The 22,567-nt window shown below is 36.8% G+C and carries 20 protein-coding genes and 1 pseudogene; 5 read left to right on the top strand and 16 right to left on the bottom strand.

Going from position 1 to position 22,567, the window contains the following annotated elements; genetic code table 11:
• Positions 1 to 101 precede the first annotated feature (101 nt).
• Together FHK88_RS08495 and FHK88_RS08490 are read left to right on the top strand one after the other, a co-directional pair.
• On the top strand, positions 102 to 1,151 hold the full coding sequence (locus tag FHK88_RS08495) for an IS481 family transposase (protein ID WP_227429178.1): 1,050 nt from the start codon (positions 102 to 104) through the stop codon (positions 1,149 to 1,151).
• A gap of 151 nt (positions 1,152 to 1,302) precedes the next feature.
• Positions 1,303 to 1,503, top strand: a pseudogene (locus FHK88_RS08490) (IS5/IS1182 family transposase); the annotation flags it as partial.
• 388 nt (positions 1,504 to 1,891) lie between these two features.
• Here FHK88_RS08490 and FHK88_RS08485 read toward each other — a convergent pair.
• From FHK88_RS08485 to FHK88_RS08475, 3 genes are all read right to left on the bottom strand, one after another.
• A complete protein-coding gene (locus FHK88_RS08485; RefSeq protein WP_227430307.1) occupies positions 1,892 to 2,362 on the bottom strand; it encodes a hypothetical protein in 471 nt (156 codons plus the stop codon).
• Positions 2,363 to 2,396: 34 nt separating this feature from the next.
• Positions 2,397 to 2,969 (bottom strand): hypothetical protein, encoded by a 573-nt coding sequence (locus tag FHK88_RS08480; RefSeq protein WP_227430306.1) that lies wholly within the window; start codon positions 2,967 to 2,969, stop codon positions 2,397 to 2,399.
• Between the two features lie 110 nt (positions 2,970 to 3,079).
• Entirely contained in the window at positions 3,080 to 4,372 is a 1,293-nt protein-coding gene (locus tag FHK88_RS08475) for a hypothetical protein (RefSeq protein WP_227430305.1), read from the bottom strand.
• An 88-nt stretch (positions 4,373 to 4,460) separates the two neighbouring features.
• Between FHK88_RS08475 and FHK88_RS08470 the strand changes: the two genes are divergently transcribed.
• The gene (locus tag FHK88_RS08470; RefSeq protein ID WP_227430304.1) at positions 4,461 to 4,670 is read left to right on the top strand and encodes a helix-turn-helix domain-containing protein; all 210 of its coding nucleotides are present in this window, start codon (positions 4,461 to 4,463) and stop codon (positions 4,668 to 4,670) included.
• A gap of 61 nt (positions 4,671 to 4,731) precedes the next feature.
• Here FHK88_RS08470 and FHK88_RS08465 read toward each other — a convergent pair whose 3' ends face one another.
• The 12 genes from FHK88_RS08465 to hisF form a co-directional block, all read right to left on the bottom strand.
• The gene (locus FHK88_RS08465; RefSeq protein WP_227430303.1) at positions 4,732 to 6,297 is read right to left on the bottom strand and encodes a Tn7-like element transposition protein TnsE; all 1,566 of its coding nucleotides are present in this window, start codon (positions 6,295 to 6,297) and stop codon (positions 4,732 to 4,734) included.
• Positions 6,294 to 7,841 (bottom strand): TnsD family Tn7-like transposition protein, encoded by a 1,548-nt coding sequence (locus FHK88_RS08460; RefSeq protein ID WP_227430302.1) that lies wholly within the window; start codon positions 7,839 to 7,841, stop codon positions 6,294 to 6,296. Before FHK88_RS08460 ends, FHK88_RS08465 begins: the two co-directional genes overlap by 4 nt.
• Position 7,842: 1 nt before the next feature.
• Positions 7,843 to 9,516, bottom strand: a complete 1,674-nt coding sequence (locus FHK88_RS08455) for an AAA family ATPase (protein WP_227430301.1) — start codon at positions 9,514 to 9,516, stop codon at positions 7,843 to 7,845.
• Between the two features lie 22 nt (positions 9,517 to 9,538).
• Entirely contained in the window at positions 9,539 to 11,641 is a 2,103-nt protein-coding gene (locus tag FHK88_RS08450; RefSeq protein ID WP_227430300.1) for a Mu transposase C-terminal domain-containing protein, read from the bottom strand.
• Complete coding sequence (locus FHK88_RS08445) at positions 11,625 to 12,440, bottom strand: TnsA endonuclease N-terminal domain-containing protein (protein ID WP_227430299.1); 816 nt, start codon at positions 12,438 to 12,440, stop codon at positions 11,625 to 11,627. The genes FHK88_RS08450 and FHK88_RS08445 overlap by 17 nt, the downstream gene beginning before the upstream one ends.
• 148 nt (positions 12,441 to 12,588) lie before the next feature.
• Positions 12,589 to 14,436 (bottom strand): glutamine--fructose-6-phosphate transaminase (isomerizing), encoded by a 1,848-nt coding sequence (gene glmS / locus FHK88_RS08440; protein WP_227430298.1) that lies wholly within the window; start codon positions 14,434 to 14,436, stop codon positions 12,589 to 12,591.
• Between the two features lie 50 nt (positions 14,437 to 14,486).
• Positions 14,487 to 15,881, bottom strand: coding sequence for a bifunctional UDP-N-acetylglucosamine diphosphorylase/glucosamine-1-phosphate N-acetyltransferase GlmU (glmU, locus tag FHK88_RS08435; protein ID WP_227430297.1), 1,395 nt, complete (start codon positions 15,879 to 15,881; stop codon positions 14,487 to 14,489).
• A gap of 132 nt (positions 15,882 to 16,013) precedes the next feature.
• On the bottom strand, positions 16,014 to 16,604 hold the full coding sequence (locus FHK88_RS08430) for a phosphatidylglycerophosphatase A (RefSeq protein WP_227430296.1): 591 nt from the start codon (positions 16,602 to 16,604) through the stop codon (positions 16,014 to 16,016).
• A 52-nt stretch (positions 16,605 to 16,656) separates the two neighbouring features.
• Entirely contained in the window at positions 16,657 to 17,709 is a 1,053-nt protein-coding gene (gene thiL / locus FHK88_RS08425) for a thiamine-phosphate kinase (protein WP_227430295.1), read from the bottom strand.
• Entirely contained in the window at positions 17,706 to 18,473 is a 768-nt protein-coding gene (gene nusB, locus FHK88_RS08420) for a transcription antitermination factor NusB (protein WP_227430294.1), read from the bottom strand. The genes thiL and nusB overlap by 4 nt, the downstream gene beginning before the upstream one ends.
• 216 nt (positions 18,474 to 18,689) lie before the next feature.
• A complete protein-coding gene (gene ribE, locus FHK88_RS08415) occupies positions 18,690 to 19,205 on the bottom strand; it encodes a 6,7-dimethyl-8-ribityllumazine synthase (RefSeq protein ID WP_227430293.1) in 516 nt (171 codons plus the stop codon).
• A 252-nt stretch (positions 19,206 to 19,457) separates the two neighbouring features.
• Positions 19,458 to 20,243 carry an imidazole glycerol phosphate synthase subunit HisF gene (hisF, locus tag FHK88_RS08410; protein WP_227430292.1) on the bottom strand — a complete coding sequence of 262 codons (786 nt, stop codon included), beginning with the start codon at positions 20,241 to 20,243 and terminating at the stop codon, positions 19,458 to 19,460.
• A 136-nt stretch (positions 20,244 to 20,379) separates the two neighbouring features.
• Between hisF and FHK88_RS08405 the strand changes: the two genes are divergently transcribed.
• The gene (locus tag FHK88_RS08405) at positions 20,380 to 21,048 is read left to right on the top strand and encodes a LysE family translocator (protein ID WP_227430291.1); all 669 of its coding nucleotides are present in this window, start codon (positions 20,380 to 20,382) and stop codon (positions 21,046 to 21,048) included.
• Positions 21,045 to 21,527, top strand: coding sequence for an HAD domain-containing protein (locus FHK88_RS08400; RefSeq protein ID WP_227430290.1), 483 nt, complete (start codon positions 21,045 to 21,047; stop codon positions 21,525 to 21,527). The genes FHK88_RS08405 and FHK88_RS08400 overlap by 4 nt, the downstream gene beginning before the upstream one ends.
• A 45-nt stretch (positions 21,528 to 21,572) precedes the next feature.
• Here FHK88_RS08400 and FHK88_RS08395 read toward each other — a convergent pair whose 3' ends face one another.
• Positions 21,573 to 22,433 (bottom strand): hypothetical protein, encoded by an 861-nt coding sequence (locus FHK88_RS08395; protein ID WP_227430289.1) that lies wholly within the window; start codon positions 22,431 to 22,433, stop codon positions 21,573 to 21,575.
• Positions 22,434 to 22,567 lie beyond the last annotated feature (134 nt).

The raw sequence follows: 22,567 nt of genomic DNA, 5'->3' as shown, positions 1-22,567 counted from the left end.
TGTACTAGTCTCAACCTAATCTGACAATCACACTTTAAAAAAGAGTGTGTTACCCAAATTGATGAAGATGTCTAAACTTTATCAAATAAGGAATAACACACATGAACCATTCTAGCACAAATAGTAATCCAATCATCAAACACAGAGCAGGCTTACTAAACTTAGCTCAAGAGCTAGGTAACGTCTCTAAAGCTTGTAAAATAATGGGGGTCTCTCGAGACACCTTTTATCGCTATAAAGAAATGGCAGACAACGGCGGTATAGGCGCATTAGTGAATCAATCAAGGCGAGTACCTAACCTTAAGAATCGAGTTGATGAGTCCACAGAACAAGCTGTCATACAACATGCCATAGACTATCCTGCTCACGGTCAGCACAGAACCTCTAATGAACTTAGAAAAGTAGGTATTTTTGTTTCAGGCAGTGGTGTACGTTCTATATGGTTAAGACACAACCTAGAAAACTTCAATAAACGTTTAAAGGCATTAGAGGCAAAAGTAGAAGCCGAAGGCATCCTCTTATCTGATGAGCAAATATCAGCACTTGAAAAGAAAAAACTAGACGATGAAGCATCTGGTGAGATTGAAACAGCACATCCAGGCTACCTAGGCTCACAAGATACTTTCTATGTCGGTCATTTAAAAGGCGTTGGACGTGTTTATATGCAGACCTTTGTAGATACTTATTCGAAGGTAGCACATGCTAAGTTATATAATACCAAAACACCGATTACAGCTGCTGATTTACTCAATGATAAGGTATTGCCGTTTTATCAAGAGCATGAGTTACCGATGCTTAGAATATTAACAGATAGAGGTACTGAGTATTGCGGTAAGGTAGAACAACATGATTATGAGCTTTATTTGGCTATCAATGATATAGATCATACTAAGACTAAAGCCAAATCCCCGCAAACCAATGGTATTTGTGAGCGGTTTCATAAGACTATCTTACAAGAGTTTTATCAAATTGCTTTTCGAAAGAAGATTTACGATAATCTAGAGTCTCTACAAGCTGATTTAGATGATTGGCTTGTTTATTATAATTATGAAAGAACTCATCAAGGTAAGATGTGCTGTGGTAGAACACCTATGCAAACGCTTACTGAGGGTAAATCCGTTTGGGCACAAAAGAATTTAGCTCAAATATAACCTGACATCTTGACCGTCAATTTGGGGGTACTGTCAGATTAGGTTTGAGCTAGTACAATTTAACACCTACTGAGAAAGATAGGTTGTTTTTTAATAAAATCCTCTTAAATGGTGTCTAAAATTACTTGACCACTACAATTTTTCTTTATCAGTCATATCTGTTAAGTCAAATTATAAGAATGATAACGATAACTTAGATTGGTACTTGTATGGTTGCTGTCCTTTAGTTGAAAATGCGTTTGCCAGGTTAAAAAACTTTAGAGGAATATCTACTCGCTATGATAAGCTAAAGGCAAGTTATGGGGCTGCTATTATCCTTGCTTGTATTTATATCTGGCTTCCGCTTATTTGAATTTTATACACGCCATAATTATAGTTGGGAGAAAACTATAGCCACTTCAATGCAATGAAAAACATAATTAATCCTGAATTTGGGATAATAACTGTCAATATTTTAGGCTCAACCTAATATTATCAAAAACTATAGAATATAAGCCTCTATAAACTTAGAATAAAACTTACAGAACACTTCTAGTTTAATAGAGTATTTGAGTGATTGAAAAATAATTTGCTTTCAAATCAAATGCTTAAATTGGATTTTATCCGAACTATGGTTCAAATAGTATAAATAGAGTTTGAAGCATGCTTGATTATTATACTTCGTGCAAAAGCACCTATTTTATTAATCTTAAGTAACAAGTTATAAGAGCTAATAATAAATTTTACAAGTGTTCTATCAATTAATACGCACAAGTAATAGTTTTTTGTTCGCCATCAAACCTTAATGATACTACTAACATTCCTTCGCCAACTTGATACCCCATTGTGTCATTTCTTACAACATCACCATAATCATCTACTGGTAGTTTAAATTGTGAACGTAAAGACATAAATTGGTTGTTTTTAAAGTATAATCTCATATGTCCCCATTCAAGACTTTGCATTTGTTCAATTTTAGATAGTGGTTGACCAAAGGCTGTTGCATTTTCTAGTGTATAAGTGGTGATTTCTTCATTATTTTGATGTTCCATTTTTTGATTGACAATAGATTCTTTAAGAGTTTGTGATAAGCTATACATCTCTACAGAAGCGCAGCCTTCTGTCATTGGTTTCAATTTTGCAGTCCAATCTGTAGAAGTGGATTTAGCGTTAGCAGAGCTTATAGTCATGATTGTAAGGGTTAATCCTAATAGCATTTGCTTGGTTTTCATTATCAATTCCTTATTATATTTTAGTGTGTAAAATTTAATACCATACTTCTTGAATAACTTTTCTCGTTTTGCTATCTACTTCTAAAGTTTGACCAAACCCTTCCGAATCACTATAAGGTGTACAGTAATCTACTTCATTAGAAGTATCATCGTATGATTTTGAATATTGTGTACCTTCTATCATGACACCATCACCAGCAGTACATATTCTATCCCGATTTTTGCCTAAGGTAATTTTGACATCTTTCAAATTCCCTTGCATAGCTCGTAACCCTCTAGGGTATACAAAAATATTTTTGGTTTGTTTATTAACTGCACCATAAACCCAATAATTCAGACCACTATCCCAAAATCTAAATAGCACTGAATTTTTACCAAAGTTTGCTGGGTATTTTGCAATTTCTTTGACTTTATTGACCATTGTTCGGCTACACATATCAATATTACCCTCTAAATCAGGGCTACATTGGTCAATATGATAGCCATCAACAATAGCATCAACTTTATAGCCATAATCAGTCATTTGAGGTGCTTTATCTCTAGCATTAGCGGTACTACTTAGCATTGCTCCCAAACAAAGTGTGGCAAGCATGAGTGACTTTTTCATATCATATCCTTTTGTGATTAGTGACATATAAAATTAGCTATAAAAACTGACCTTTATAATATAACAAACTTTAATATCAAGTAGAGTACAAGAACCTAATAAAGCGTCAATTAGTGTCGTTTTATTTCAATATCCTTCTTTAGATATTGAACATTTGCTAATGTTGAATAATTTGATTTCTTACAACTATCTTGTTCTTCAAATTTATTAGAAAGTTCATTTAATGTGTAATAAAATCCACCATCTTCTACTCCAAAAATATAGTCAAAACATACTTTTGCGACAGCAGATTGTGGGTGTTCTAATTTACGATGTGAGGGATTACGAAACCAATGCCCTGTTGATATATTTTTAAAGACCCTCTCTATATTACCTTGAATAGAGTTTGAAGCACGTTGTCTAGTAATGCCTGTTTGTTTTGCATATTCCTTAGCACTATCAACAGCTTTCCAAATAACATAATACATATCTGATACTGATAGTTTAGTTAAACATTCTTTAAGTAGATTCAACATATTTTGACTAACATTAGGGGTTAAATTATTTAATCTTGATTGGGCATTTAAATAGCTTACACACTCTGATAGCTGTATTCGCTGACACCAATACTTAAACATAGGTATATTCATTAACTGATATGCAATTTCTTTGTTTTCCTTGACCTCTTTTCTAAGCTGTATCATAACCTCTAAAGGATATGCTATGTCTAAACGAACTGTTTGGTAGTCTATATCCAGCTCAGCATATTCATTAAGTTCAATACTATTTATATTTTGCTGAAGTCCGAGTATTAACACATTCTCTTTGAATAAATTTTCTATTATTTTTATATCTAACTGATTAGATGGTGACAATGGTATTAACAAATTATCACGTAAAGAAATGGTCTTTTGAAAGCTCTTTACTCCCCAACTTTCAGTAATTAATACAAGCAATAATTTAGTAAGCACATCAATTTCAGATACTGAAGGTATATGACGTAACTGAAAATTTCTGTATTCCCCCATTTTATTTATGAGTACCTGTTTATGTTGCTGTTTAATTCGCTCTTGCTCTAAACAATATTCTAAATATTCTTGCTCTTTTTGCTTTTGTAGTGCAATTTGACAACTGTCACACTGCCAGTTATTTCTCTTACCTAGCTTGGTTTCGGTAAACTCTGTACGTGTATAACAAGTTTTGATAGCTCCACAATCAACACACCTACGACCAAGAATTTTTAAACAAGAATTCTGTTTAACAATCTCTGTTACTTCCTGACTCTTCATATCAAATTCTTGAGCAATATCTTGGCAACTATAGATATAACTATTTTTTTTACCATCTGCTCGTAACCAGTATTTTTTACAGATAATCTTATGTGTTTCAGTGATATTTGATTGATATTCTACTGTTGTTTCCATTATTACCCTGTAATACCGACTATAGTCCGTAGATATTATATAGAACCATTGCAAATAATGCTATTTCTTTGTTGTGGTAGCTATAAATATGACTAAAGATGATAGGGTAATAGCATTTGGTAAGCGAGTACGTGAGGTTAGAAAAGAGCAAGGACTTTCACAAGAAAAGTTAGCTGAGTTGGCCAATATTGACCGTAGTTATATGGGCAATATTGAGCGAGGTGAGAAAAATGTTACCCTAAAGAAAATATATGAAATATGTGATGCATTAGATATTGATATTAAACAGTTATTTTAAAATATTCATAATAAATACTTAAATTATTTTTATGAAACTCTATATCTGAGAGTAGGGCACACTAAACAATACTTAAGGCTTGGTTTAATCTATGTTGCCAGCTAATAATCTCCTCACTATCCTCTGTAAGCTCTAATATACCTTGAGGGTGATTTAATGTGCGTACAGTGCCGAATTTTTTGAGATAATTAATCTTCGGCCAGCGTAGCGACCTCTTAACAATTATCTTTAATACCTCATCAATATGTTCATTCCAAGTATTGATGTCATCAACCTTTATTATCAAAGTTGACACTGGTTTAGAGTTATCACTCGTATCTATTTCTAAAATAACAAACTGAGATGTATCCGTTTTAACTCTAACCTCAAGTATAGAGCGTTTATTTCCGTCTATTGTTCTATGTAGCCTAGAACGTCCAACAGCAGGTAAAAAATGTAATCTCTCAGTGCATTCAATAGCTGGGTGTTTGGAAAGCCTTTTTATTAACAGTTTAAAAGCTTCAAATCGTTGCATATAAAGTTCTAAAACGTCACTATCATCGTCAAGTCCAGAGAAATCTGCTTGGCATGCAGTACCATCAACTATGGCTTCATCTGCACTAAGATCCAGTTCTACTAATTCCTCATACTCTTCAGCTTCTAGCCCTTTTGTACCAGAAACTCTTTTTTTGATAACTTTTCGAGTTTCTATTGCATTTGCAAAACTAAAAGAGGTTGTTGGAATCTCTATTTTTTTTAACTTAGTATCAATATTTGGTTCTTGCTGATCGTCAATAGTATCGCTATCTTTTGAACCAATTGGCTTAGCACTGTTGCTTTTAGTGCTACCTTTTTTACCAACTTTGAACTTATCACTATAAAACTGTACTTTTTGAGATAATGACGAAGGAATATTACTAATGCCTAAAATTTCATAGACATAGTAGTTATTAGTTTTTTTATCCAGCCAACCTGTAGTTTCGAGCGAAATATCCTCTAAATTGGGAGGATTAAAACTAAAGCACCACATCTTTTTATCTTGAGTTTGTTTTACTCCTTTAATAAAATTTTTAGCTATACTTTCATAAGAGGCGCGAGCATTATCGTCTATTAGTACCCAAGCTAATAAGCGTCTTTGACTCTCACTTTCAAAGGTTTTTAGAGATAGAGAGTTTGTTGGTAAAATATTTACTAGTATTGAATTTTTCTGAACTTCTTGAATCCAAAACTCTCTACTGAGTATGCTCTGATCTATACAGTTTCGGGCAAGATAAGCGTTATGAAAAAATAAAACTCGGGCAAACTCAATTTGAGGTATATGAATTGTTATTGTTGTATCGTTAAATTGGATGTAGTCAAATACAAAAGTATTGCCTCCACTTTCTAAATCAGTTCCCACTTGCCAATTAGAAGTAGATATATTTTTCAGATTAAATGGATAGCCAGCTTTACGAGCCTGACCATCAGTAGGATTTATAAAACGTCTTTTTGCAATTGCTGGCAAATTTGACAGTCTAGTATGTAATACCTGTTCCTGCTGACCACTTTTTATGCAAAGGTCAATGTTCCAAGTCTTTAAATTGTGAAATTTGAAAAGATGAGCAACATACCATATCTGGGAGTTTTCTGGATAGTATTCCACTTTCATATACTCACCTTGCTAATTTGATTGTTCACAATATTATGCGCCTTTGCTAGAAATCGACTAGACTCAGGGCTAATTCTTTCATCACTTAATCCAGCTAGTCTTAATACCTCCCAACACTGTAGAGCTTTTTTGTCTAATAAGCTATCAATTAACACACGGCTTAATCGTCTAATCTGATAGTCACTGACATCTTCACAGTATTTATTTAGAAAGGCTGATACTAAGGGTAATTTATCAAAATTTTTCTCAATCATAGAGACCGAACCTATCTGTTTTATCCACCATCTTTTTGATTTACGAGGTACTTGCAAGTCCCAGACAGTATCATTATTTATTCTTATCAATTTTCGCACAAGCTCATTATCTCTGTTATACCAGTTAACTTTTGTACCTACAGGAGTGTAATAGGTATGATATTTTTTATTAGTATTAAGAAGCCATGTTTTATCATGTCTATATAGCCATGTATAAAGTGCTTGATTGGATTTCCTAGTATCTTTAATAGATTGGCTAGTCTTGATTAAGTTAATCCAAATATTTCGCTTAGCCTCTACTAAGTTACTATCAGACTTGAAGGTTTTCTCTGTTTGTATTATTTTTCCATATTCTTTACTTGGTCGGCTTTTTACCTGAGCTAATATTGTTTTAAAAGACCATTCTTTTTCTAATAGAGATTCAATAGCAACAATATGTTCCATATAACTAAATGACTTACGATGTTTACGAAAAATATTTCGAAGCCAACCTGTTTCACTATCAAGTTTATTTAAGTTATTTGACTCTAGAAACTCTAATGACCATCTTTTTTTCACTTTCTCTAATATACAGGCATGATTAATCTGCTGAGTGCCCTTGATACAGTCATGCGTTCTAGCTAAATTTTGATAAAATGTAGTCCATTGCTCAAAAGTAGCTGAAGTTTGTTCAGTTAAAGATAAAAGCTCAGTTATTTTAGAGGTAAGAAATCTATCATCTTCACTGATACTTTCTTGTTGTTTTATAATACAGTTTTGTGGAGTGGGAGCAATAAAATCATGACGTGAGCTAGGGCGATATCTAACTAAAGAATTCACTAATTTTCCATGCTTAATACAACAGGTTATTCCTGAAATTTGCCACATGCGAGACCAATACCACTCTCCATGAGTTTTAAACTGCTCATTCAAGCATTGTGGACAGAAACGAATATATTTTAAAGGTGGTAGTCTTGAAGCATTACTACCTATAGATAGATGAATAGAGCCTTGTGATTGCCCAGCTATCCACTTCAAACAATCTTGTCTTCTTAGTTCAGGAATAAAAGGAGCATATAGAGGAAAAAGTGTGTGCTGATATACAATGTCATTGAGGTTAAAGAGATTATTAGAATAGTGGCTCATAATCTTAGATAAATGACAGGGAAAATCGACTGTTGCAACAACACCTCTATCTTCAAATACGTCATCTAATAACTGTTTTGGACTAATTAATCCAGCCCTAATTTTATATCTAGCAACTGTACTATAGATTAATTCTTCAGGATATGGCATGGGAAGATTAATCATATTAGCCTACTTTAGGTAGCCAGTCGTTAATATCAAAAATTAACGATGTATTAGCCTTTAAATACTTATAAAATGTTTCATTCTTACCTCTTTGGTTGAACTGAAAACGTAAGTCATTAGAATCTAAAGTGTGCCAGTCTTTCTGCTTGATAGACTTTGGCTTTTTTATAGATTCTTTCCCTTTTGAATCATCTTTTAAAGAGCTACTCTCTATCTTAGTTTCTTTCAACCAATCTAAAATAATGGGCATTAAATCTTCCATAGTAGCTTTGGGTAGCACAGAAACTGCCTTTTTAACTGTTGGAACTAAGAGAGGAGAGTCTTTCCCCATATCGACTAGTATACGATGCAATCTAATACTTAACTCATGACCTTGATATTCTGATACTTCATCAAATTCATCTCTTTTTTGATCTAGCTTACTTTGAAGCTGTAATAATTTTTTATCAATATTTGGTACTACCAGATCTGAAAACTGAGCGATCCTATCTGATCTACCTGACTGTAATGCCTCAATCATAGGATGAATAGGCTTTAAGTCCTCATCATAAGTAGTTTGCAACAGCTTAACGGTAATACGTTCTAATCCTGAATCTATTGCTCTAAATTGAGCAAGGACGAAAAGCTTAACCACAATATCTAAAATACCCTGAGATAATTCATACCAACACTCTCGGATATTATCAGACAATATAATGTCTGCTTTTTTTAACCACTGATACTTCCATAGGTTATCGGTAAAGCTATTCCATTCAGATTTGTATACTCTGCCATCTGACAAAGTCATATTTGCTTCTTTAGCCATTTGTTCCCAAAAAACTGAACCAAATCCAGCCCCACGACGAGCCGATCTTAAATCTCCTTCGAAGATAAATCTTGCTTTTGGTGTTCCAACCATCACTACGGGTAAACCTACTGTATTAACAAGCGTCACAAAAAAATTCAGCATTTTCTCAGCACCACCAGATTTGTTAACACTCAGGTGCTGTATCTCGTCTATTACCAATAGACCGATAGCATGATGATTAGATATTTGACGCATTAAATTAAGCAAGGTCTCTACGCTGTGACGTTTTAACGCATACTTCTGTTCATAGTTAGAATCTAATGCTTGATCAATTGCTCTAAAGAAATGAAGACAAAGACTTTTAAGAGAGCCATCATGGGGACAATCTACCCTTAAGTAAACGATTTGAGTAAAGTTAAATTTAGGGTGATAAATAACCTGAGGGTAAGTAGATAAAATCTTATTAAGTGTGGTTGTTTTACCGCTACCCGAACAACCTATAAAAGCTAAACTACGTGCGGTGGAAGTAACCGTAGGAAATCGGACTGCATTATCTTCTCCTAACATTAAACGCTCATAACCATTTTGAAGATGCGTGTTTAAAGATCCATCTGTTGGATTACGCCCCACATACCCTTCACGAATCATCACTGATAGTTTTCTTTCAAGATCAATATGACGATTAATGGGTTGGAAAAACTGCCCCATCATTTGAGAAATCAAGTGAGCACGAATAGACGATGAAGCCTGACAGTCAGATTGATTAAAATCAACACTACCTTTTAGATATTGAGCTACCTGTTTCGGTTCTAGAATACTAGGTAATGCTTCAATAAATGGATTGCCTTTATAGCTACCAAAGCTTTCCTTATAAACTGCATTAATCATAGCTAATCTCAATATTTTTTAATTAATCATCGTCAGACAAAACATCATGATAGACAGGGAATTTAAGAGCCAAATCCTCATCACTTAAATCTAAGTTTTTCTTGTCATTATTTGTTATCCCAATAGGTAGTTGAATCAACTTTCCTTTTTCATTTTTATTTTTCTGCCTATTTTTACGCTCATCATCTTTTGCTTTTTTTCTGTTATGAGTAATATTAGTTAACTGATTAGATTTGGTATTAAGTGATTTTGGCTTAGCTTTGATTGCTTCCTGTATAATTCTCTCATTTTCTCTTTCAAGCTCTTCTAATGCTAAACTGCTCTTAAGCTCCTGATTAGCAGTAGTTTTTTTCTGTTCTTCTTGAATTTGCCAAACTTCCCAAAAGCTACAGCCTTTAAACTCCCTAGAACGATCAGTTAGGTGAGCTTTCCAATAATTAAGACTGTCCTTTTCATAAAAAATATAGACTGTATCCGCATCTAAAGGGTCATAAGCAACTTCAAGAGACTTAGGTCGATTAATTGTATTTTTCCGATGTAACCAACCCTGTTCCCTCATTTCAGAACAAATATAATAATTACCGAATAGCTTAATACCTAAGTCTGATAAGGTAGCCTTTTTTCTAGGTAATAGTGCAACATATAAAGCCTGTTCTGACACTGAACGTAACTTACCTGTACGATTCTGTAGCCCCCAGCTCCATAGCTCAATAGGTACCATAGCTAGATCAGGAGGCATATCGCTATCTCTATCATAATGTCTTAATTGATGAGAATTGTTATGCATTAAAATTGAATTAATTATTATTCTTTTAAATTCTGAAATTGTTAGAGTAGCATCCAAACGGTAGTCTTTTCCTCCTTTCTTTTTTTCTGTAACTCCTGTGACTACTCCTGGAGCAAAAGGTTTAAATGTTGCCTGCATGGTTTTAAAGTATCGCTCTACAATAGGTTTTAAATCACCACGGTAAGGAGGTGTGTTTTCTATTCGCACTGAAAAACTTTTTTCTAATATTTCAATTTGATGACCCAATAACTCACCACGATCTGCAAGTATCGCATCAGGTAAACCTATACATGGCCAATCATCAGATGTGATATTAATACCATACTTTTTACAGTAACTTTGTTTATCCGCTACTGCCATCTCTAAAGCTTGAATACTAGTAGCATAGGAAGGGTTTTCGAATCCAATATAGAAGCCCGCTACCATACGACTAAACACATCTGCTACAAAATAGATAACTGGACGACCTACAATACTTTGTCTATCTGAATCAGATACTAGATATATATCAGCAATTGTTGCGTCTATCTCATAACGTGAGCCAGGACCTAGAACCTGTGTGTTCACCGTTGACCTTAACTGCCTTACATCCTTGTTATAGCTGATTTTATTATACCTAGCCTTAAGTTTTTGGACAGAAGTAAAGTTTTTGTTATAGAAGTATTTAAACTGCCAGATACTAGGAAAGTCCTCTTCTTTAACTTCTGGATTCAGAGAACGATACATTGTCTTAAATTTTCGGTACGCATAAACAATTGTATACTTACTATCATTTAAGAGGTATTTACTAATGATAATGGAAAACAGTCTTTCTATATCTTCATTAATAATGGCAGTAGTACCTTTCTTATAGACTCTAGGTCTACCCAGTTCTTTGTTTTTGGCAGTACGTTTCTTACCTTTCGCTCCAGAATTCTTATAGTTTGGAAGAAGAGCATTGGGCACTTGACCTCTTTGCCAATAATTACGAAGTAAACGATATAGTGTTTGCTTTGTACTTCTTTTAGCATCAATAATCTCGTTTATAAATTTTGCTCGTTCTTCTGGAAGGTAATAGAGAGGGTGACTTATAATAGGTTTAATAAGCTCATAATTCTCATCTCTTTTTAACTGCGCTTTACTACCATCTTCAGGAGTTTGTAAAATTAAATTTTGGTAAGGATCTTCAGTGATATAACACACACCCTCTTCAATCAGGTTGATCAAATTATCAATAAATATAAGCTCAGGTAGTGCAGATGTATTATCAATCTCGATCCAAACGACATGCTCGGGTAAAAGGCTTAAGATTCTATACTTTAAGTCTTGATTGCTATAAACATCATTGATTCGCAACATGTCGAAGCTCCTCAGTCATTAAGTTCCAATAGTGAGAGTTACTTGTTTGAATGTCGCTACATTTCAATTTTCTGAAGTCTATACGAAGGTCAAATGTAAAGAATCTCAACCCTAAAAGTATCCTCAATTCATTTAGAGATTTACCTAATTCATTGAAGTAAGCTTTATCAATATCTTTGCACAAGTTAATAATGCTTTTATCAGGGCATTTCGCAAACTCATTAGTATAAAAATGTAAGCTATCTTGAGAATCAAAAAACCTATCCTGACTCGCCTCTGGATAGAGCCATTTGATATTGTTTTGAATAGCTATAGGTATGTCTTTTTCAGTAATTATCTGCCATGGAATACCTTTAGAATACCAGTATCGACGTTCTATTTCTAACTTCTCTATGACTCTAGGCTTCATGAGATCTTCTGAATACTTTGCCTGCAAAGCAAATTGGTTAAACTCTTTATCAGAGCTCACAACATAAAAGTCTGATGTCATGACATGAATATTACCTCTAATGGCAGGATGCTTTACTTGCATACTCTCTGCAATTTCAATGGTCTCATCAAACTTAAGAGGGAACTGCTCTCTAATATCTATAATTTCATGATTCCATTCAAGAAATAGAAATGTTGCTAATTCTAGATCGGACATTAAATGATGAGTGCGTCTTGTTTTATGACCAAAGACTCTATGTGATCGACCTGATGAGGATATATCGGAAACTTTTATCCATGGCTTATATTCAGCTAGCTCACCCTGACCTCTGCCTTCTTTAATCCACTTTTCTTGTTTTTTTGAGAGCATAAAAAACCCCTACTAAAGTGACATCAACTTTAGCAGGGGATTCTAAGGGAGTCAACAGTATGATACTTTATTACTCAGTATGATACTTTATTACTTAGTATGATACTTTATTACTCGCTGACAAACATGTCAGTGAGTGGTATAAGTTTTATTCTACAGTGACGCTCTTTGCCAAATTTCTAGGCTGGTCAACATCTGTCCCCCGCATCACTGCGACATGGTAAGACAGTAACTGAACAGGGATACTATAGACAATAGGGGCTAGGGTCTCACACACTTCTGGTACATTGACCACATGTAGTCGCTCACTTGCCTCAATTTGGCTATTTTCACTGGCAAAGACGAACAGTTCACCATGACGAGCATGTACCTCTTGCATATTTGCTTTGAGCTTATCTAGCATACTGTCTTTGGGGGCAAGCACCACAATCGGCATGTCTTTATCAACAAGAGCTAAAGGTCCATGTTTTAGCTCACCACCTGCATAGCCTTCCGCATGAATATATGAGATTTCTTTAAGCTTTAATGCTCCCTCTAAAGCAATGGGGAACTGCACACCACGCCCTAAAAATATGGTGCTGTGTTTATTTTCAAATAATGAACTCAGCTCTTGAATGGCATGGTCAAGGGTCAAGCTACTATGCAATTGCCCTGATAAATTATGGAGTTCGCTAATAAGACTTTGTAACTTTTCATCACTTAGCCTATGTTGCACTTGCCCAATTTTTAGTACCAACAACATCAAAGCGACCAATTGTGTGGTAAAGGCTTTGGTTGAGGCAACACCGATTTCTACCCCTGCCATTGTTGGTAAGAAAATATCGGTTTCACGTACTAAAGATGAAGTGGGGACATTACATAAGGCAAGGCTAACAAAACCTGCCACTTGTTTTTGCTGCACATCACGCAATGCTGACAGGGTATCTGCTGTCTCACCTGACTGAGAAATACAAATCATCAAGGTGTCGTCTAAAACTACAGGCTCACGATACCGAAATTCACTGGCAATCTCAACTGAGCAAGGCAGACGCGTTAAACCTTCAAACCAATATTTTGCTACCATACCAGCATGGTAACTTGTACCACAGGCTAAGATTTGAATATGTTTGACACTAGCCAGCTTATCTTGATAAGGAGCTAGAAAGTCACTTTTTAACGCATTACCTTCGACTGCCATCTCAACGGTACGGGCAACAGCATCGGGCTGTTCATAAATCTCTTTAAGCATATAGTGCTTAAATTCACCTTTATCAGCGTTGTGCTGTTTGGCGTCTAATTCTTTAACAGCTCGTTGAACCACTTTGCCATTGGCATACACACGAATATCCGTACGAGTAATACAAGCAATATCACCTTCTTCAAGGTACATAAAACGGTTGGTCACAGGTAATAATGCTAACTGGTCGGAGGCAATAAAATTCTCACCAATACCGACACCAATTACTAAGGGTGAACCCAAACGTACAGCAATGAGTTCATTTGGATTATCGACATGAATCACTCCTAAGGCAAACGCCCCATGTAATCTAGGACGCACTTGCTCTACCGCTTGCAATAAGTCGTTCGTCGTTTCATAGGCGTCTGCAATCAAATGAGCGACCACTTCGGTATCAGTTTGTGAGGTAAAGGTATAGCCTTTATCCAGCATTTCTTGTTTGAGTGTGGCGTAGTTTTCAACAATGCCGTTATGCACCACCGCTACTTTGCCTGATACATGTGGGTGAGCGTTACGCTCAGCAGGCTCGCCATGTGTTGCCCAGCGGGTATGAGCAATACCAATATTTCCTTGAAAATACTCAGGATTTTTATTGACCGCATTGACCAGTTCTTGCACTTTACCAACTTGGCGCTCACGGTGTAGCTCAGTACCATTTTCACTATTATATATGACAGTTAATCCTGCTGAATCATAGCCTCGATATTCAAGGCGTTTTAGCCCTTCTAACAAGATGGTTGAAATATTACGTTCAGCGATTGCGCCAACAATTCCACACATAGGTTTTCCTTATAAAGTCATTATTTTTTCTAATGTATTAATCCTAAAAACTATTTGCTTTTTGAAGGACGTTGCCAGCCTTCTTTTTGTACCTGTTTGCCACGAGCTACAGCCAATGTATCATCGCTCACATCTTTGGTAATTACCGAGCCTGCTCCCACAGTTGCGGTTTTGCCAATACGTACAGGAGCGACAAGGCTAGAGTTTGAGCCGATAAAGGCATTATCATCAATAATGGTTTGTGATTTATTAACGCCATCATAGTTACAAGTAATCGTGCCTGCACCGATATTGACACCTTCACCAACCACAGCATCACCAATATAGCTGAGGTGATTGACTTTACTACCTTTGCCAATGGTAGACTTTTTGGTCTCGACAAAGTTACCAATTTTGCTGTTATCAGCAAGTACTGTTTGTGGACGCAAATGAGCAAAAGGTCCAATATCTACGCCTGCACCAACAGTTGCTTGGTCAAGGACACAATATGGCTTTAGATAGCAGGCATTACCAATTTGACTGTTTTTGATGACACAGCCTGCCTCGATATAGACGTTATCTCCAAGTACGCAGTCGCCTTCAAACACCACGTTAACATCAATAAATACATCTTGCCCTGCTTGCAATGTGCCACGAATATCGACACGATTGGGGTCAGCAAATTGTACCCCTTGCTGTTGTAACTGACTGACTTGATGGCTTTGGTAGGTACGCTCTAGCTGAGCTAATTGGATGCGGTCATTAACACCATCTATCTCAAAATTAAAAGTCGGCTCAATGGCGATGATATTAATACCGTCAGCCACTGCCATTTTGACGATATCAGTTAGATAATACTCTTGTTGGGCATTATCATTCGACAGCTTGGGTAGGTATTTGTGCAATAAGGCATTATCGACACAATAGATACCACTGTTAATCTCGCAGATTTTTTGTTCTGCTTCACTGGCATCTTTTTGCTCAACAATGGCGGTGATTTTCCCCTCAGCATCTCGTTTAATACGACCCAAACCGAAAGGATTATCCACGGTTAAGGTCAGCATGGACATACCTTGAGTATTGTTATCTTGCAAGCGTTTTAGGGTATGTTCACTGACCAGTGGCACATCACCATATAAAATTAGGCTCTTACCATTTTGTGGTAATTCTTCTAGGGTAACTTTTACCGCATGACCTGTGCCGAGTTGCTCAGTTTGTTCAACCCAAGTCAAGGCATAATCATTCATCGCTGATTGCACTTGCTCACCGCCAAAGCCATAGACAACAATGGTTTTATCAGCATTTAGCTGTCCGCAAGTATCCAAAACGTGGGCTAATAATGGCTTATGGGCAAGGGTTTGCAAAACTTTGGGTTTCGCCGATTTCATGCGTGTGCCTTTGCCAGCTGCGAGGATGATGATGGATAGAATGTCTGAATTATTATTTGCAGTGCTTGTTGTATTCATAGTGAAAAAATCTTAGCTGTTAAATGAAAAGTTAGTCAATAAAAATGGAATAAGCAAATTTATTATAAGTCAAAATAATGAATAGGGGAAATTGTAAGTGAATGAACTTTATATTGATTTGGTTATTTGTGTCTAAAAAATAAGCATACCTATAAAAATAATGAGATACCATATAAGATAAGGCATTATTCCTGCGATAATATCATCAAGCATGATACCAAGCCCGCCCGATAATTTTTTGTCTAGCCAACTAATTGGGAATGGTTTTAAAATATCAAAAAAGCGAAAGGCAACAAATGCTCCTAAAAATAAACACCAAGAAATCCATAAGTTTTCACCACCTCCTATCAAAAGTGATGGTTTTAGTCCTATATAAACCAGTGGCAATAAAGTAATCCACATACCCACCCATTCGTCCCATACGATATGCGGGTCATCATGCACACCCATTAAGTCCGAAGTACGCCCACAAATATAAACTCCGACAATCCCTGCAATCACGGTAATGATTAAAAATGGTACAAATCCTAATGCCATTAATGGAATGGCAACAATCAATCCACCCACTGTGCCCCATGTACCTGCTGCCCGTTTGGGCATACCACTGCCTAGCCCAATGCCAAGCCAATAAATAAGTTTATCAAATGCACTGGCGTTAGCAGGCAGTGGTGGGCAGTCGTTGGCTTTGCGAACGTCAGGTTTGTGTTGATGAGAATCTGTCATGGGGTAGGCTCGTGTTATCTATTTTCTTTATGATAATTAAAGTTTATAACAATTAAAAATGCTGAAAACCATGCAGATTTGGTAACTGGCTAAAAGGGTAAGGATTATTGGCAGTGACTGGTTGATTATTATAAAACAAGATTGGTTGGTGATAAGAGTCTGTCGTAGCGACTACTTTACCAATACAAGTAATGGGGGTGTTATTAATCTGTGCCAAGTTAGCAATGCTGGAAATATCAACATCGGCAGGTAGGGTAAATGCCAACTCATAATCATCACCACCTGTTAGCTGGCATAATAAACGCTTATCTAACGGTATTTCCTCTAGGCTGGCAAGTGGTTGGCTACAGGGTAGACTTTCCAAATTCACATGCATACTCACACCACTTTGCTGGCAAATATGCCCCAAATCCTGCACCAATCCATCAGAGATATCAATCATCGCTGTCGCTTTGCCTTGCTGAGCCAATACCTGACCCAGTGCTACTCTAGGCGTTGGCATATGTAAGCGGTGAGCAAGCTGTTGACCAATCGTGGTATCGGGGTGATTTAGGGCATAATTGGCATCGCCTAACGTACCTGATACATAGACTTTATCACCAACTTTTGCGCCATCACGATAAATGGGTGAGATGGACTTTGATGACGAGCTTGGTGGTAAAAAACCTTGAGCGGTAATACTAATAACCAACTTATCATGTTGTGTGGTATCGCCACCGATAAGTTGCACACCATATTGCTGGCAAGCATGAAATAAACCTTTGGCAAACTCAGTAAGCCATGTTTGAGTTGCCAAGCGTTTGGGTAGAGCAAGGGCAAGTAAAATATGGTGCGGGGTTGCGCCCATCGCTGCCAAGTCAGATAAATTGACGACTACTGATTTATAGCCAATAGCAAAACCAAGCTGTTCTATTGTTTGCCAGTCATCACTAAAATGCCGACCTTGTACCATCGTATCAACACAGCTGACCAGTTTGACACCATTAGCAGGGCTGATTACTGAGGCATCATCACCAATGCCTTTATCAACTTTTGCCATCTGATTAATAGAGGCAGTTGCTGATTGTTTGGCAAAAATATCGTAAATCAGCTCAAATTCGGTCATGATGGTTTATCGGTTTTTTGTACTTTAGCAGAGGATTGGCTTTTACGACTGATTCTAGGCTTGGCAGTATGATGACTATCCGTCGTTTTGTTTTCTAATTCTGTGTCTGGTGTTGTGTCTACGGGTTCAGGTTTTGTGGTATCAGAGCCAGTTTCATCAGTAGTTAAGGTGGGCGGTTGTGGCTTACTAGATTTGGCACTTTTATCCGCATTGACTTCAACGGCACGCAGTTGCACCGCCATTTTATCCAAGACAGCATTAATGAGTTTATGAGCGTCAGTTGCCCCAAAATGGGTGTTGAGTTTCATTGCCTCATCAAGCACCACTTTATAAGGAATGTGTAGGCTGTATTTGAGTTCATAAGTGCCGATTAATAAGATGGCATGCTCAATCATGTCTAGCTTGTTAAGCTCACGGTCGAGGTGCTGACTGATAAGCTCATCAAGCTCATCAATTTGCTCAGGAATGTCACGCATCATCTGGTGATAATAGCCCAAATGTACGGTATGCATGGCATTGGTGGCACGAGTACGAGCAGCAATGTCATGTGGGGCGTTGGCTTTCCATTCTCGTTGTCCGTCTTGTTCAAAGCGATGGTCAGTCATCAGCCATTCATAAATCCCCTGCAAGGCAAAACGGCGTGCTTTTCGTACAGCAGTATGACTGGTCTTATAAGAAGACTCATTAATATCAAATGATTGCTGAGTTTCATCTTGTGTTTGCGGATTTGCGTGAGAAGGTTTGCTGTGGCTGGTATCGCTCATATTAAGTGGCTCTGGTTATATCAAGTAAAAGAGTATGTCAAATAAAAATGGTCAAACAATGAATTAAACAATAAAGGCAGGGTCAATTCAAAATACAACGCCAATGAATTGACCTTAACGTAAAAAATAAAAAAACAACATTAAAAAACTGATTGATTAGCGACATTGTTAATTATTAATGGCACTGTTAATCAGTGATAGATTAGTCAATGATGTTTAATCAATAACCTCATTATTATCTAACTGTGACAATACCGCCACCATTTCTAGTGCCACCATTGCCGCTTCACTGCCTTTATTACCAGCTTTAGTACCTGCCCGTTCGATGGCTTGCTCAATACTGTCAGTGGTTAATACACCATTAATCACAGGAATATTATAGTCAATCGCCACACTGCCTAAGCCTTTTGCTGACTCAGCCGCTACATAGTCAAAATGTGGTGTACTGCCACGAATCACTGCACCTAACGCGATAATGGCGTCAAAACGGTCAGTTTCTGCCATATTTTGGGCAGTAATGGGTAGTTCAAAAGCACCCGGTACTCGTACGATGGTGATTTGCTTACCTTGTACGCCATGACGTAATAGGGTGTCAATCGCTCCATTAACTAAAGATTCAACAATATAGCTGTTAAAGCGAGCAACAACGATACCAATACGAGCGTTGGTGTTTTCGTGTAAGTTGCCATCAATGTGGATAATGTCGTCACGTTGTTGTTGTAGATTTTTCATAAGGGTCTCTCAGTTTGCCGTTTATTAATAGTGAGCAATAAAATGGCTGGAATTAGGGATAAAATATAATGCGGTTATGATAACATTTTTTGTGGTGCGAGGGGATTATAAAGCGCTAACGCACCACAGTATGAGTCCTAAATGATAGTCGTTGCAGATATTATGATTCGTTTGGTGATAAATGAGCAATAAACCTGATATCATCTTGTATAGTATAAGGTTGTTTAGACGGTATTATTTGGTAGTTTTGGTTTATAACCGCATCTCAATGCCTTGCTCTGCCATAAAGCGTTTTGCCTCACCGACCGTATGGTCGCCAAAGTGGAAAATACTGGCAGCCAGCACGGCATCTGCCCCACCTTGTAGTACACCATCGGCTAAATGTTGCAGCGTGCCCACACCACCTGAAGCAATCACAGGCACAGAAACGCTATCAGTAATGGCTTTCATCAATGCTAAATCATAGCCTTTGCGTGTGCCATCACCGTCCATTGAGGTCACCAATAACTCACCTGCACCAAACTGTGCCATTTTACCTGCCCATTCAACGGCATCAATGCCAGTGGGTTTGCGCCCACCATGAGTAAAAATTTCCCAACGTGGTTGAGTTTTGCCCTGACTATCGACCACATCTGCTACTCGTTTGGCATCAATCGCTACGACAATACATTGATTACCAAAGCGATTTGCCGCTTCGCCAACAAATTCTGGATTAAACACTGCTGCTGAGTTAATGGCGACTTTATCCGCTCCAGCATTAAGCAAATTACGAATATCAGCCACTTGACGCACCCCACCGCCCACAGTTAATGGAACAAATACCGTCTCTGCCATACGCTCAACGGTATGATAAGTGGTTTCTCGCCCATGATAGGTTGCAGTAATATCCAAAAAGGTGATTTCATCTGCCCCTTGCTCGTTGTAGCGTTTTGCTACTTCCACAGGGTCGCCAGCGTCTTTAATATCGACAAACTGCACCCCTTTGACCACACGACCATTATCGACATCAAGGCAGGGAATAATACGTTTTGCAAGCATAGAAAATCGCCTTAGGTTTATAAAAATAAATAGAGTAAACAAAAATGATGGCGCTATTTTAACAAAAATAATGGCTTAAAAATGCGTATAATCTGTGAAATACGCAGATTTAAACTAAATTAACAAGGACTGTGCAATGACCCTACAAGTATGGCTTTACTATTTATTGGCGGTGCTTATTTTGACCGCATCTCCCGGTCCTAGCTCATTATTGTGCATGAGTAAAAGTGTGCTAGCAGGCTGGCGAGTGGGAGCGATGACTGCACTGGGTAGCTTAACTGCCATCACCATTATCATGACCTTATCATTTACAGGACTTGGGGTGATTATCGCCTCATCAGAGCTGATTTTTAATATCATTAAATGGCTTGGAGCAGGTTATTTGATTTATCTGGGTATCAAATCTTTATTATCAAAACAAACCTCTTATAAAGAAGTTTTTAATAATGCCAACCATTACACGCCAGAACATCAGCAACAATATAAGCAAAAAAATAAGACCGATTTCTATAAACACTATTTAAGTGGTTTTATGGTAGGGGCGAGTAATCCAAAAGCCATCCTGTTTTTTACCGCTCTATTTCCGCAGTTTATTAACCCAAATTCTACTATGTTACCGCAATATCTAATTTTCGTGAGTACCTTTGTAGTATTAGAATTATCGTGGTTGTTGTTCTATTCTTATATGGGGGCAAGCTCATCAGCATGGCTACTTAAACAAGGTCGGGCAAAGCTGTTTAATCGGCTAACAGGGGTGGTTTTTATTGGTGCAGGGTTGTTGTTATCAACATCAAAACAAACATGAAAATATTATTAGACTTTGATGGGGTGATGGTTACCACACCCTCTTGGCAAGCAGTTGAACAAGCAGATGATGGGTTTATGGCATTTAATTCTAAATGTGTGCAGAATTTGGCACACATCTTAGCCAAAACTCAAGCCGATATCGTGCTTACCACCACCCACCGTATTCATTATGATGAGGTGCAGTGGCTGAAACTGTTTAACAATCGGGGTATTGTTACCAATAAAATCACTAAAGTAAACCAAGCTCAAAGCTTTGCAGAATTGGCAAATCGTTGTGATGAAGTATTGCAATGGGTTGCCAACAATCCTGATGAAAATTTTGTGATTATTGATGATGATAAATCTTTATATAATTTACCTGATAGCCCTGAATATGACCTTAAAAAAAGATGGGTGAAGACGCAATTTCATCAAGGATTGACAGTTACAGGACGAGATAAAGCGTTAGAGATTTTGTTAAATTCTCATTTTGATTAACAGTTCACTTGTAAATAATTTGTCTATATTATCGATTCTTATTTCTTATTGGTTTTGAAATTCCTCCGGTTGAATAAATATATCGCCATATTTGCCAAGATTGACAGGAATTTTATAGGTCTGCCCTTCTTTTAAGTTGGGGTTTATCAGTCTTTCACGAGAGCCATAAAAATATAATCGTCTATCTTTTATTGGGCAGTCATCAGATTGTATTTCCCAGCGTTGTTCATTACGGACTTTGTCATAATCATCAAGTAGCATATCACAAACCACAGTTTGGCTATTTGCTGTCTGCTCATTTTGCCAATGTATAAACGACTTATAACTACTGCCCAATAGCCAACCCCAAACAGCCCCAATCACTAAAGATGCAATTAACGTGTAATATTTATTTTGGGTGGGTTGTTTGTATTTACGATGGTTTTCAAAAAGTACATAACAGGTGATACAGCTTATTAGCAAAAAGCCAATACGAGGCAATGTCATCGGCATTTCGCCTAAATGCCAAGCTGTTAATACGTTCATATCCACATAAAATATCGCCAAAAAATATACAAAACCAAAACAAACCAATACTCTCGCCCATGCACCCAATTCAAATTTATCCAATCTTTGTTTGGCTCGAATATCAGTAACTTTATCAGGGTCACCAACAAAGCTAATCAATTCGTCTTGTAACTGTTGAGCAGACTGCTGTCTATTAAAGCCTTTTAATATATAGCTATGGGTAAAAATATTAATGATTTTACTTTCATTGTTATCATTAATATTCATGCTATCTGTTAAGACAACCATTTCAATAGTATTCCCTAATTCACCAATTTCGCCTTCTTTAATCATTAATGCTTTAATTTGCTTTTGATAAATAATTTGAGTATTTTTAGAGAACCAATGATAAATAGTCATACTCTCATCACTGATAATGATTTTGGGATAATAACTAATAATAATAACGAAAAAAAAGACAATTATTAAAACAAATATTATGATAGTAAGAACCTCTATAGCAGACCATAGTGTTATAGATGATTGCCATAAGT

The organism is Psychrobacter sp. I-STPA6b, from assembly GCF_020662265.1.
In the GTDB taxonomy this organism is placed as follows: domain Bacteria; phylum Pseudomonadota; class Gammaproteobacteria; order Pseudomonadales; family Moraxellaceae; genus Psychrobacter.
The sequence above is the reverse complement of the archived record's forward strand: the minus strand, read 5'-3'. Positions and strand labels throughout refer to the sequence as shown.